Raw genomic sequence first — 12223 nt, forward strand, 5'->3', positions numbered from 1 at the left:
ATGTTCAGCCCAGCAGCCGGGGCCCTCCTGAGGCCGAACCCAGTACTCACGCGATGATCGGCCGGGACGAGGAGCTGCGCATCCTTCGCAGGCTGCTGGCGGACGCGGCGGACGGACGCGGCGGTGCGCTGTTGATCCACGGCACCGCCGGTGTCGGCAAGTCGGCTCTGCTGGGCACTCTCGGTGCCGAGGGCACCGAAATCGGTTTCAAGGTGCTGAGCGCGGCCGGTGTGGAGACCGAGCTGTGGATGCCGTTCGCAGCCCTGCAACTGCTGCTGCAACCGGTCGCCGACGGCATCGGGAAGCTGCCGCCCCCGCACCGGACGGCCCTGGTCGACGCGTTCAGCGCCACCCAGACCGAACCCCACATCTTTCGTGTCGCGCTCGCCGCACTCGAACTGCTCGCCGACGAGGCCGACCGGCAGCCACTCCTCCTGCTCGTCGACGATCTGCAGTGGATCGACGCGTCGAGCCGGGACGTCCTCAGGTTCGTGGCCCGGCGCACCCGCGACCTCCCCGTACTGATCATCACCGCCTCTCGGCTCCACGCTTCCGACTCCTACGACCCGAGCGCGCAGCCGGATCTCCATCTGCGACCGCTCGCCCTGCCGGCTGCCGCCGAACTACTTGATGCGGGCGCACCGGACCTGTCGGCGCCGATACGGGCCCTCATCCTGGAGCGCGCGGAGGGCAACCCGCTGGCCCTGGTCGAACTGCCCAAGACGGTGCAGGACATGGCCACGCAACTGGACGATCTACCACTGACCCAGCGGCTGGAGGACGCGTTCGCCGCGCGTACGGACTCGGTGAGCCCGGAGTGCCGCACCCTCCTGCTGGCTCTGGCCGCGGAGCCCAACGCACCACTGAGCCGGCTGCTTGACGTGGCGAGTCGACTGCGGGACACGGCGGTTTCCGTGGACGCGGTGCAGGAGGCGGTGGAGGCCGGTCTGGTTGTTCTGGTCGGCCGTGCCCTCCAGTTCCGGCATCCGCTGATGCGTTCGGCGACCTACACCCGCGCCCCGGTCACCGACCGGCTGGCCACCCACCACGCCATCGCTACGGCCATGGCCGACACCCCCGAGCGCCAACTCCTCCACCTGGCCGCCGCGACGCTCGGCCAGGACGAGGAGCTCGCCGCCCGGCTGGAACGTTTCGCCGAAACGGCGCTGGCCCGGGGCAAGCTCGCGTCGGCCGTCCCGGCCCTCCGTCAGGCGGCCGATCTCGTTCAGGACACGCGCCGCAGGACCGAAATCCTGGTCCGGGCCGTCGAGGCGGCCAGCGAGATCAACGACCGGGTCCACACCCAGTTGTTGCTGGACCGGGCCGACATGAGCGAACTCGGCCCACTGGAGCGGGCCCGCCTCATGGTCGTGTCCGACAAGGCGGCGTTCGAACCCGACGACCCGCACCGCCGGATCGAGGACATGGTGACCACGGCGGCCGGTGCGTTCGACACGGGAAACGTGCGGGTCGCCGAGAACCTGCTGTGGCGTGCCTCCGCCCGGTGCTTCTTCCAGGACGGCGATGTACGGGTGCGCACGCTGGCCGCGGCCGAACTGGACCGCTGGAACCCGGATCCAAACGCCCCCGTCGTCCTGACGGTACGGGCGTACACCGAACCGTACCGGCACGGCGCCGAGGTGATCGCACGGCTCGACGCCCTCAGGCCGGACCACCAGGACGGCCGGATCATGCATTTCCTCGGCAGCGGCGCGATGGTCCTGGGCGACGTCACCCGTGCCGCCCGGTACCTGTCGCTGGCGGCCGCGGTGTGGCGGTCGCAGGGCAGGCTCGGACTGCTCGCCCGGTCACTCGCCGGCAGTTGGCCACGGGTGTACCTCGGCCAGCTCGATCGGGCCCGCGAGGAGTCCGGCGAAGGACTCGCCCTGGCCGAGGAGACCGGGGAATGGATCGTCTGGCTGGGAGTGAAGGCGACGGGGAGCCTGGTGGCGGCAGTGCGCGGGGAGACCGAGGTCGCGGCGCGGATGCTCGGCGAGCTGCGCGCCCACCGGCTGTTCCCCGGCATGCCGTTCGCCGCCGTGATGGCGCAGCAGGTCGAGGGCCTGCTCGCGCTCTTCGACGGCCGAGCGACCGAGGCGTACGAGCTCCTCGCACGCGCGTTCGATTCTGCCGACCCCCACTACCATTCGGTCAGCCGCTGGCTGCTCGCACCGGACCTGGCAGACGCCGCGGTGGCCGCGGGAACCGTGCAGCAGGCACGGGAACTCCTGGACGGACTCCCCGAGTTGGCCGCCCATCTGCCCTCGGAAATGATGATGGTGGCCCAGGCCTACACCGAGGCGGTGCTGGCGCCGGACGACACGGCGCAGGAGCGCCACAAAGCGGCGCTGGACGCGTTGCCCGCCGGCTGGGCAATTGCACGGGCCCGGATGCACCTGCACCACGGGCGCTGGCTGCGCAGGCAACGGCGCAACGTCGACGCCCGGAATCCGCTGCGCAGCGCCCGCGACGAGTTCGACCGCATCGGCGCGCGGCCCTGGGCCGAGATGGCTCGCGAGCAACTCCGCGCCGCCGGCGAGTCGAGCAGCCGACGGCATGCGGACACCAGCGACCGGCTGTCGGCCCAGGAGATGCAGATCGCGGTGCTGGCGTCACAGGGGCTGAGCAACCGGGAGATCGGTCAACGCCTGTTCATCTCGCACCGCACCGTCGGAGCCCATCTGTACCGCATCTATCCCCGTCTGGGCATCACCAGCCGCGGCAAGCTCGCCGCCGCGCTTTCCGCACTCGGACACCTGCCGTCGACGACACCGGCTTCCTGAAGTAGGGCACACGCTCGGCAGGGAGGGGTTAGCGGGAGCACTCCGGCACCGCGGGCCGCACGGACAGGTAGCGGTGGAGCGCGACGTCCGTAGGACAGGCCCTGGCCGAACCATGCACCGGTCACGGCCTGCCCCGTATCGCTGCTGGTCAGGGTGGCTCTGGAAGCTTGGGCCACGGACCGACCACGGCACGACCACGAAGCCGCCCACGGCCTTCCAGGGGCGCGATCGGCTGCCCCGGGGTGCGACGTTCGTTGTCACATCCATGGAGCCGCTGACTACGGAGCACAGGAGCCGATCGTGGACGCACACCTGGTCGAAAAAAGGCAAGGTCGGGAGATGGCGGGTACTGAGGCCACCTCGACGGTCGCTGACCTGGACGACGCGACGGCGGTGTTCGTCCGTGCCAGGCCCGGACTGCTCAAGATCGCCAACCGAATCGTCGGGAACGCGAGCGAGGCCGAAGACGTCATCCAAGAGGCATGGCTTCGGTGGCAGGGCACAGATCGTACGGTCGTCCTGAACTCGCCGGCGCTGCTCAGGACGACGACTGTCCGGCTGGCGATCAACGTAGTTCAGTCCGCATGGAGACGTCGAGAATCCTGTGCCAGTCCTTGGCTTCCGGAATTGCTGGACACCCGTACGACCCCAGAGGCAGCGGCCGAGCGGCAGGACGCCGTCGAGCGAGCGGTTCTCCTGCTGATGGAAGCGCTGACGCCGAGGCAACGTGCCGTGTATGTCCTACGGGAGGGTTTCGGCTACCCGCACAGTCGGATCGCCGAGATCCTGTGCCTCAGCGTCGCCAATACGAGGCAGCAGTTCACACGTGCCCAGGAGCGTCTCGCTCAGAACCGACGTGGGCAGCCCGTGGATTCGGTCGCGCATCGGCGGCTTGTCCAGGCGTTCCTGGTGGCAGCACAGTCCGGTGACCTTGCGCAGTTGGAACGGGTCCTTTCCGTGGACGGCGGCCACCGATCGACCTGTGGGCCGGTGTCGCGCGCGGCGAGCGCGTCGTCGTCGCTGGTGTGAAGCGCCGGGGGAGTCAGGCTGCCCCCTCGAAGCGCGGTCCCCCACCGCCCTTGTCTCCGCGTCACAGCGCCGGCACGCCGACTGCGCCCCTAACGCTTGGCGCGGTAGAGGCCCCGGCCGGTCCGCTGGACGCGAGAGGCGCCGACCATGCGGTCGAGGGTGCTGCGGATGCCGTTGATGCTTCCGCTGTCGGTGTCGCGGCCGAGAGCCGCGGCGACATCACGGGCCCGCACGTCGACGTCGCCGACCTCGGCGAAGTACGCCATGATCTGCTCAGTGAGCTTGCCGTACGCCTTCTGCCCGTGTGCGTCGGAGCCGGCGGCGACAGGACGTGCCGTGCCTTTGACCCCCTGCCGTTTCGGCCGGCGTGCAGCCGCCTTCGCTGTGGTGTCCGCAGGCTCGGCGACGGCACTGCCCGTCTGCGGTTCGGCGGGGACCGCAGTCTGGCCCTGCATCAGGGCTTCGAGAGCGCCCAAGGCCCGCTGCACCGAGCCGAGATGCGCCACGACCGCGGCCAGCTCCCTTTCCAGCGCCTGCTTCTGGACCTGCAAGCGGGCCAGGTCCTCCTGAAGGCTCTCAGCGGTGATCTCGATGTTGTGCGCTGTGCCGGCTACAGAGACCATGTGTTCCTCTCATCCTCAACCCTCGTGCCGCGCCCCGGCTCACCTGCGGTGGCGCCCGGTCTGAACGCGGGAACGGGTTCCCCTTGACATCATATGCAGTGACCCGTTCTGAATGTGGATGCATCAGATGACCAAAAGGCCAGGTCGCCGTGATGCCGACGGAAGCTGAGGTCCGCTCGACACGCATGAATGGTACGGCACCCACTGTTGCCAACGTGTGTGGAGAAGCAATGGGTATGACGCGACGTCGGCGTAGATCGGGCGGCGAGCCTACGAAGACAGTGTGTCTCCCCTGAGGTCGACTTCTGGGACGGTGACCCTGACCCGCACATCTCTCTGCTCCAGTTCTGTCACAGGAGCGGGCCGAGCCCGGTCTATGAAGCAGATGCGATGGGGTCGGTCGTGACGAGGGACTGTCCTGGGACCGCTGGTCAGAGCGCCCGTAACCACGCTGAAACTTCGTGGTTGCGCCCCTGGACAGCCGCGACCGGAGAAACGGAGACCCCAAGACCATGCCCCTCGAAGCGTCCTCCATGGCAAGTGACCTTGAAGAGGCAGTTTCTGTCTTCGTGCAGCACCGGAGACGCCTCTTCGGAATCGCCTACCGCGTGCTCGGCAGTGCGGTCGAGGCGGAGGACGTGGTTCAGGAAGTGTGGTTGCGCTGGCAGAAGACCGACCGCTCCGCAGTGGTCAGCCCGGTGGCTTTCCTGTCGAGTGCCACGACTCGCTTGGCCATCAACGTCGCACAATCGGCGCGAGTGCGCCGGGAGACCTACATCGGGCCATGGCTGCCCGAGCCCATCGACACGAGCTCGGACCCGGAGGTGGGCGCGCAGCGCGCAGAAGCCTTGGAAATGGCTGTGCTGCTGGTGTTGGAGAAGCTGAGTCCCACAGAGCGGGCCGCATACGTACTGCGCGAGGCTTTCGAATACACCTATCCCGAGATCGCTGAGATCCTCCGGCTCAGCCTCGTCAATGTGCGGAAGATCGTGAGCCGTGCCCGCAAGCACCTGTCGGACGAGCAGCGCGAGAAGGTGGACACCGCGGAGCACAGACGCTTCCTGAACGCCTTCGTCGCAGCGGCTCAGACGGGGAATGTGGCTTCTCTGGAAGCCCTTCTCACCCCCGATGCCGTCAGTCTGTCCGACGGCAACGGCATGCGGGCTTGCGCTCGTATACCGGTTCTGGGCCGTGCACGCGTGGCCAAACTCGCGGTCTATCGACGATTGTGGCCGGACGTGGAAGTCAGGCTGGTCGACGCCAACGGTCGAACGGGTGCAATGATCCACCGGGACGGTGAGCCCGTCGCGTCGCTGCACATCGCCGCATCCAAGGAGGGCATCCACCAGGTGATGTGGGTGTTCAACCCGAGCAAGATCGCCGCATTCATCGCTTCACGTTCCCGCTTCTCCACTGCTCCTGGCCCTGCATCGGATGGTGTGTGACAGCGGCGTCGCGAGAGCCCGTGCGGTGAGCAGGCGCCTCTCACACGTGACCAGGACCGGCCGTCGTCCCGCCGTGCCGGCCTCTGGTGGGATCCGCTGCCACCGGGGGTGGGGGTTGGTTCCACGGGCGCAGCTTGTCCGGGTTGAGGGTGACCCAGACCTGGGCGATGTGGTGGTCGGCGATGTCGAGGCTGATGACGGCGGCGACCTGGTGGTCGTAGCGGGCGACGAGACCGGTGCGGCCGTTGACGGAGTGAGTGGTCAGGGCGGTTCGGGGGCGGTCGGCCAGGAGTGTCAGCAGGCTGTCGGCGACGGGCCGGCTGCCATGGACGGGCCTGGTCAGTGCCCTGACTTTGCCGCCACCGTCGAAGAAAGCGGTGGCGTCGGGGCACAGAGTCGAGGCCAGGAGGCAGGCGTCCTGGGTCAGGCAGGCCTCGCGGACGGTGTGGACGAGCGCGTCGTGTTCTTGCGGTGTCGTAGGGTGTGAGCGCTGCAGCCGGAGGCAGTGGCGGGCCCGGTCGGCGAGTTCGGCGCACTCCGGCTCGGTGCGTCCCACGATGTCGGCGACCGTGTCGGGGCTCATCCCGAAGACGTCATTGAGCACGAACGCCGCCCGCTCGGCCGGTGACAGGGAGTCCAGCGCATCCAGCAGAACCCGGCTCACCTCCTCCGCCAGCGATGCCTGCGCTTCCTCGGCGTCGCCGGCCTCCATGAGGTAGCCCTTCTCCTGGGCGGCTGATCCCCGCTCGGGGAGGGTGAGTCGTCCCAGACAGATCCCGCCCGCGGTCTTCGCGAGCCACGCCCTTGGCGTTGTGATCCGCCGGCGTGTCTCTTCTGGCTGCCCGTACCACCGACGGTAGGCCTGATCGACAACACCTTCCGCCTCACCGGGGCTGCCCAGCATCCAGTAGGCGACATCCAGCAGATACCGACGCTCCTCGAACAACTCAGCGATCGGCACCGCGTCAGCATGATCCATACGGCATCCTCCCTCTGTTCCGGCGGGGTGCCACCTTGCATGCCCTGCGTCCCGCATGGGGCGTGAGTAGTTGATGGCTGAGCTCTGGCGCACAACACCTCACCTATTTCTCGGCTCAATCCGTTAGACCGTGCCCACGCGGATCTTGTGACACGAGCCCCAGTGATCACGGGGATGAGGACGTTGCTGCGCCATGCGGAACGCGGTTGTATGTCACACATGGGCCGGTTGCCCGGTCTCATCTGACAGCCCCCGGCACCCCGTCACCGGGACGAGAAGGACCATGATCGAATTCTGGGGCCTCCATGCCGAATGACGAACCTCCGGAGGTTCTCCCATGGCTGCTGAACGAGGAGACCATGTCATGTACTGGCGCGAACGGGCAGCATGCCTGTACGTAGAAGATCCAGATCTGTTCTTCCCGATAGGACACAGCGGGCCGACGCTTGTGCAGATCGAGGAGGCCAAGGCAGTCTGCGGCCGTTGCCCGGTCATGGAGCAGTGCCTCGACTGGGCCGTGCGGGTGCAGCAGGTGGAGGGCATCTGGGGCGGCACCACGGAGAGCGAACGTCGTGCGATAAGGCGACTCGAGGCCCGACGGGCGGCCACGATCCGTGTCAGCACGGTGGCGTGAGGGTTCCAGCACCGCAGCCGTACCGCGGCCCGCGACGGAGCAGCTTCACAGCGCGGCTCTTTGAACCGCCCGCGCCGCAGACGCAGCCGTCGTAGGACCGATGTCGTCCATCCGGGCCTTGCACGGGGATCCTGAGACCGGCCCGCGTCAGGGCTGCCGGGCAGCGTCACGCCCCGCCACGACGAGGATCGCGGCAGTCAGGAGAGTGGCGATGATTCCAGTGCTGAGCACGGGCACGGCCGTGTAGGTGGCGGCCAGGACGACGATGACCGCGACCAGGTGGACGATGTCGGCCGGGGCAGATGTCCGCGAGGGGCGCCGGTGCAGGAGCCGGACCAGCGCGATGAAGACGGCCACGGGGACCGTGTACGTGGCTGCGGCCTGCTGGTCGGAGAGGGCTCCGTGGCCGGCGGCACGACCGACGTTGACGGCAAGACCGGCGCCGGTGGCGGCGGCGGAGGCGAAGAGGGCGTAGTGGCCGTAGCCCCACAGCATCGCCGTGGTGAAGGTGGCGAGTCGGCGTGGTGCGTCCTGATTGAAATACAGCCACCACAACGAGAAAACCGTGAGCAGGCCGCCCATCGCGAGGGGGACGACCGTGCCGGCGTCCACGTCGGCGTGCCATGCGGTTCGCACGGCTCCGGAGGCGGCGGTGACGGACTCACCGAGCACGATGAGTGTGAACAGACCATAGCGTTCGGCAATGTGGTGGGGGTGCCAAGTGGTGTTGGCCGCGTGCTCGGCCCAGACAGGTACGGCGAGTTCAGCTGCGGCGAGAATGACGAACGAGCCGACGTCACCGTCGCCCTGCAGGGCGAAACGGGCCACCCAGCCGATCTCGACAACGAGAATGCCGAAGGCGTAACGCAGGCAGCAGCGCCGGCGTTGGGGATCCGAATGCGCCGCGCGCAGCCATTGGCTTGCCATGGCCAGCCGCATGACGACATAGCCCCAGGTGATCACCGTGAAGTCGTCATGCTCAAGGGCCTGCGCCACGCCGCCTGCCATGACGAGGGCGCCCGCGATCTGAACGAGAGTGAGAAACCGGTAGGGGACATCGTCGGTGTCATAGGCCGAGGCGAACCATGTGAAGTTCATCCAGGCCCACCAGATCGCGAAGAACACGAGTGCGTAGCCGAGGACGCCGTGGCCTGTCCTGCCCTCGGAGAGCTCGTGCTCGAACGCGGAGGCGAGCTGGGCGACGGCTGTGACGAAGCAGAGATCGAAGAACAGCTCCAGTGCGGTGGCGGTGCGGTGCTCCTCGTCGGAAAGACGAGCGAGCATCGGCCGGAAAAAGGCAACTCCAACGTACGGTGACTGACTCATGGGGGCAGGTTCCTGCGGTGCGGCGGAGAGAGAACGCGGCGCGGGCTGTGCCGCGGGCCGGTGCTTTCGGTAACGCTGGTTCACAACATCCGGCCCGAGAGAGGCTACACCTGTCACCACACACTGCACGGCGCGTTCCGCCACCACACCGTACTGAAACAGTGTGACGCGGATGTGCTGCATGCTGACCATCTCCTGGCGGGACATGTCACAGTCGCGCGACGTGCGCGGTCATATGGGTGGAAGCGGTCCATGAGCCTGCGGCGACGGTCGACCTGCCGTTCCCGTGCCGCTCGGTCCGGAGGTGGCCCACACCGCCCAGGACGTGCTCTCAACGCGCGGGCGGGGCCGTCCGGGACGGGCCCCGTGAACGATTCATGAATGGTGGTAGGGGATGAGCGACGGGAGCCAGGAAATCGAAGTGCGGCGAGTGACCAAGGGCGAAAGGGTTGCCGAATGGGCCGTTGGACGCCTGGGCGTCCACAACCCGCTCAGGGCGAAATCGCGAAGAGCCTTTCCGGACCATTGGTCGTTCATGCTGGGAGAGATCTGCCTCTACAGCTTCATCATCATCGTCGTCACCGGTGTGTATCTGACGTTCTACTTCCATCCGTCCATGAAGGAAGTGCGGTATCAGGGCAGCTATGCGCCGCTGCAGGGACAGTTGGTGTCGGAGGCGTTCAATTCGACCATGCGCATATCCTTCGATGTCCGTGGCGGCCTGTTGATCCGGCAGGCCCACCACTGGGCGGCGCTGGTATTTGTCGCCGCCATGCTCGTCCACATGATGCGCGTATTCTTCACAGGCGCCTTCCGTAAGCCTCGCGAGCTCAACTGGGTGTTCGGTTTCCTGTTGCTGGTCCTCGGAATGTTCGGAGGGCTGACGGGATACGACCTTCCGGACGACCTCCTGTCCGGAACCGGACTCGCAGTCGTGAACGGAACGATCCTCTCCGTCCCGATCGTCGGAACGTACCTCTCCATGTTCCTCTTCGGAGGTGAGTTCCCCGGAAATGATCTGGTGGCGCGCTTCAATACGATCCACGTTCTGCTCATCCCTGCCCTTATCGTGGGACTGCTCGTCGTCCATCTCCTCCTGGTTCTTCGTCACAGACACACGCAGTATCCAGGTCCGGGGCGGAGCAACAAGAATGTTGTGGGTCTGCCGCCCAAGGTACGCGCCGTAAAGTCAGCAGGGTTCTTCTTCGTTGTCGCCGGTGTCATCCTCGTCATGGCTTCGGTCGCACAGATCAACCCTGTTTGGGTGTACGGCCCCTACCGCGCCGACCAGGTTTCCGCCGGATCGCAGCCCGACTGGTACATGGGCATAGCCGACGGGCTGCTGAGGGTCATGCCCGGCTGGGAAATCGACTTCTGGGGCCACACCCTGGCTCTGGACAACCTGATCCCGCTCGCGGAGGGCGTTCTTCTCTTCCTTACCATGGGCGCATACCCGTTCATCGAGTCCTGGGTGACCGATGACGACCGCGACCAGCACCTCCTCGACCGGCCGCGCAACCAACCGGTTCGAACGGCACTTGGTGTCGCATGGATCGGTTTTTATCTGGTGGCCCTGATCGGCGCCGCGAACGACATCATCGCCATCCGCTTCCACGTCTCGGTCGAATCGGTGACGTGGGCGGTTCGCATCGGTCTCTTCGCCGTGCCCGTCACCGCTTATGCCGTAACGAAGCGGTACGCACTCGGTCTCCAGCGCCAAGACCGCGACAAAGTGCTGCACGGCCGGGAGACCGGCGTCATCAAGCGTTTGCCGCACGGTGAGTTCGTCGAGGTGCACGAGCCGCTCAGCCAGGAACAATTGCACGTTCTCACACAACACGAGCAATACAAGCCGATCGGTCCCGGCCCTGCGAGTAACGGGGCAGGTGCGGATACCGGATCCCGCCTTGCGCAGCTCCTGCGCGCCAGGCTCAGCCGGAGCTTCTACGGCGAAGGCACGCAGATAACCAAGCCGACCGCGCAGAAGTACAAGGAGATCACCAGCGAACACCGACACTGACACCACTGCACACGGGCCACATGACTGACGAAGTGACTGTGCGAGCTCGACGAGCGGTGGTCGTGGGGACGGTCAGGGCCTGATCGGATCAGAGACACCGGATCAGACGGTAATGGCCGAGGGCATCTCGAAGGATCTGCTGGACCTCGACCTGATCGGCCTCGGCCCGGTCCCCACCCCGGGCCACCCGGTCCGGGTCACTGCCGGCGCGCTGGACCGCCACGCGCACCGCTTGGATCGTGTCGAAGGCCTCATCCACCACGTAGTACAGCCACAGGCGCTGGGAGTTGGCGGTGTGGAACTGCAGACCCACCAACCACCTGCCGTGATTCACGAAGCGGTAGCCAGCTGGGACCCGCTCACCGACTGCAGGGTCACGCCGGCCGCAATCGGAGGTGACGGGCCCCAGGACCGTCTCGGCAGTGGTCATGCCGACCGCGGATGCGCCCGGTGCGAGATGCCTGTCCGTCTGGAGCAACATCTGTTCTCATCTCCGTTCCGACTCGGGCGATCACGTCGGAAGAGCGGCGTACCGTCCAACTGGGCAAGGGGTGAGGCGATTTGCCCTACCACATACTTGACTGGATGGAACGCTGCTTTGTGACATCGGAAGCCGTCTTTTCTGTGCCTTTTTGAGTTCTTTTTGCTGGGCGTGCAGAAATCTTTCACTCGGATCGCGGGGCCCAGGACACCCTTGCGCCGGGGGACCGGGTACCGAGCCGGTTCATTCCGGCACAGCCCTGCTGTGGGAGGCGTGGGAACTCGCCGCCACCGTGGGCACGGTGACGATCGTGGCCTCGCTGGTCAGGAGACGGTGTACAGGACAGCGCCCGGCAACTGCCAGCAGTTGCCTGATGTGGGCAGGCTCCAGATCGCCGGTCAACCGGATGCTCTTGATGATCTGTCCTTGCGGATCGAACCGCACTGCCACATCGGCTTGGTCGAGCTGCCAACCGTGCCTGTCCGCGAACGCCCGGACGGTCATGGAAGTACACGCCCCGAGCGCGGCCAGAAGCAGCTCTACGGGGGTGGGCCCCGTGTCGGCGCCGATGGGCTGGGGCTCGTCCGCGGTCAGCGTATGAGGGCCGACCGCAATGGAACGGGCGAGGCGTGGGCCTTCACCGACGGACACGATGCGTGCGTTCATCAGTCTTCCTCTCGGGCGAGGGGGACCGCCGTGGGGCTGGTGGTCACCAAGCGGTCACCAAGCGGGGCGGAGTCGCGTCGGGACGCTGTGGCTCGTCCCTTCACTCCTAGGACAGGATGGCTCACGCTCGTGTGACATGGTTTCCACGCAAGAACGACAGCTCCTGCTCGTCGCGCAGGGACCGGACGTTCGCCACCCGGAATCTCAGCAGCATCCTGTCTCCTTCATGGCGGACAG

General features: G+C 66.8%; 10 protein-coding genes. 5 read left to right on the forward strand and 5 right to left on the reverse strand.

Features of this window, described 5'->3' with window-relative positions; translation table 11 throughout:
• Positions 1 to 53 precede the first annotated feature (53 nt).
• A complete protein-coding gene (locus tag ABZ027_RS21335; protein WP_356770552.1) occupies positions 54 to 2783 on the forward strand; it encodes an AAA family ATPase in 2730 nt (909 codons plus the stop codon).
• 300 nt (positions 2784 to 3083) lie between these two features.
• Complete coding sequence (locus ABZ027_RS21340; RefSeq protein WP_356770554.1) at positions 3084 to 3812, forward strand: sigma-70 family RNA polymerase sigma factor; 729 nt, start codon at positions 3084 to 3086, stop codon at positions 3810 to 3812.
• A gap of 89 nt (positions 3813 to 3901) precedes the next feature.
• On the opposite strand, the gene ABZ027_RS21345 is transcribed toward ABZ027_RS21340, so the two are convergent.
• Positions 3902 to 4435, reverse strand: coding sequence for a hypothetical protein (locus tag ABZ027_RS21345; protein WP_356770556.1), 534 nt, complete (start codon positions 4433 to 4435; stop codon positions 3902 to 3904).
• A gap of 533 nt (positions 4436 to 4968) precedes the next feature.
• On the opposite strand from ABZ027_RS21345, the gene ABZ027_RS21350 reads away from it, so the two are divergent.
• Positions 4969 to 5880 carry an RNA polymerase sigma-70 factor gene (locus ABZ027_RS21350; RefSeq protein ID WP_356770583.1) on the forward strand — a complete coding sequence of 304 codons (912 nt, stop codon included), beginning with the start codon at positions 4969 to 4971 and terminating at the stop codon, positions 5878 to 5880.
• Between the two features lie 40 nt (positions 5881 to 5920).
• On the opposite strand, the gene ABZ027_RS21355 is transcribed toward ABZ027_RS21350, so the two are convergent.
• A complete protein-coding gene (locus ABZ027_RS21355) occupies positions 5921 to 6859 on the reverse strand; it encodes a sigma factor-like helix-turn-helix DNA-binding protein (protein ID WP_356770558.1) in 939 nt (312 codons plus the stop codon).
• A gap of 364 nt (positions 6860 to 7223) precedes the next feature.
• Between ABZ027_RS21355 and ABZ027_RS21360 the strand changes: the two genes are divergently transcribed.
• Positions 7224 to 7493 carry a WhiB family transcriptional regulator gene (locus tag ABZ027_RS21360; RefSeq protein WP_356770560.1) on the forward strand — a complete coding sequence of 90 codons (270 nt, stop codon included), beginning with the start codon at positions 7224 to 7226 and terminating at the stop codon, positions 7491 to 7493.
• Between the two features lie 147 nt (positions 7494 to 7640).
• Here the strand turns inward: ABZ027_RS21360 and ABZ027_RS21365 are convergent, their stop codons facing one another.
• Complete coding sequence (locus ABZ027_RS21365; RefSeq protein ID WP_356770585.1) at positions 7641 to 8777, reverse strand: low temperature requirement protein A; 1137 nt, start codon at positions 8775 to 8777, stop codon at positions 7641 to 7643.
• 436 nt (positions 8778 to 9213) lie between these two features.
• Between ABZ027_RS21365 and ABZ027_RS21370 the strand changes: the two genes are divergently transcribed.
• Positions 9214 to 10839, forward strand: coding sequence for a cytochrome bc complex cytochrome b subunit (locus tag ABZ027_RS21370; protein ID WP_356770562.1), 1626 nt, complete (start codon positions 9214 to 9216; stop codon positions 10837 to 10839).
• Positions 10840 to 10927: 88 nt separating this feature from the next.
• Here the strand turns inward: ABZ027_RS21370 and ABZ027_RS21375 are convergent, their stop codons facing one another.
• Both ABZ027_RS21375 and ABZ027_RS21380 read right to left on the reverse strand, forming a co-directional pair.
• A complete protein-coding gene (locus ABZ027_RS21375) occupies positions 10928 to 11320 on the reverse strand; it encodes a hypothetical protein (protein WP_356770564.1) in 393 nt (130 codons plus the stop codon).
• 243 nt (positions 11321 to 11563) lie between these two features.
• A complete protein-coding gene (locus ABZ027_RS21380; RefSeq protein WP_356770566.1) occupies positions 11564 to 11986 on the reverse strand; it encodes an OsmC family protein in 423 nt (140 codons plus the stop codon).
• Positions 11987 to 12223 lie beyond the last annotated feature (237 nt).

The organism is Streptomyces sp. NPDC006332 (genome assembly GCF_040612855.1).
Classification (GTDB): domain Bacteria; phylum Actinomycetota; class Actinomycetes; order Streptomycetales; family Streptomycetaceae; genus Streptomyces.

Excerpts from the sequence above, each read along its gene's own strand:
- ABZ027_RS21335 (WP_356770552.1), top strand. The coding sequence starts at position 54 with ATGATCGGCCGGGACGAGGAGCTGCGCATCCTTCGCAGGCTGCTGGCG.
- ABZ027_RS21350 (WP_356770583.1), top strand. The coding sequence starts at position 4,969 with ATGGCAAGTGACCTTGAAGAGGCAGTTTCTGTCTTCGTGCAGCACCGG.
- ABZ027_RS21360 (WP_356770560.1), top strand. The coding sequence starts at position 7,224 with ATGTACTGGCGCGAACGGGCAGCATGCCTGTACGTAGAAGATCCAGAT.
- ABZ027_RS21380 (WP_356770566.1), bottom strand. The coding sequence starts at position 11,986 with ATGAACGCACGCATCGTGTCCGTCGGTGAAGGCCCACGCCTCGCCCGT.
- ABZ027_RS21345 (WP_356770556.1), bottom strand. The coding sequence starts at position 4,435 with ATGGTCTCTGTAGCCGGCACAGCGCACAACATCGAGATCACCGCTGAG.
- ABZ027_RS21370 (WP_356770562.1), top strand. The coding sequence starts at position 9,214 with ATGAGCGACGGGAGCCAGGAAATCGAAGTGCGGCGAGTGACCAAGGGC.
- ABZ027_RS21375 (WP_356770564.1), bottom strand. The coding sequence starts at position 11,320 with ATGTTGCTCCAGACGGACAGGCATCTCGCACCGGGCGCATCCGCGGTC.
- ABZ027_RS21365 (WP_356770585.1), bottom strand. The coding sequence starts at position 8,777 with ATGCTCGCTCGTCTTTCCGACGAGGAGCACCGCACCGCCACCGCACTG.
- ABZ027_RS21355 (WP_356770558.1), bottom strand. The coding sequence starts at position 6,859 with ATGGATCATGCTGACGCGGTGCCGATCGCTGAGTTGTTCGAGGAGCGT.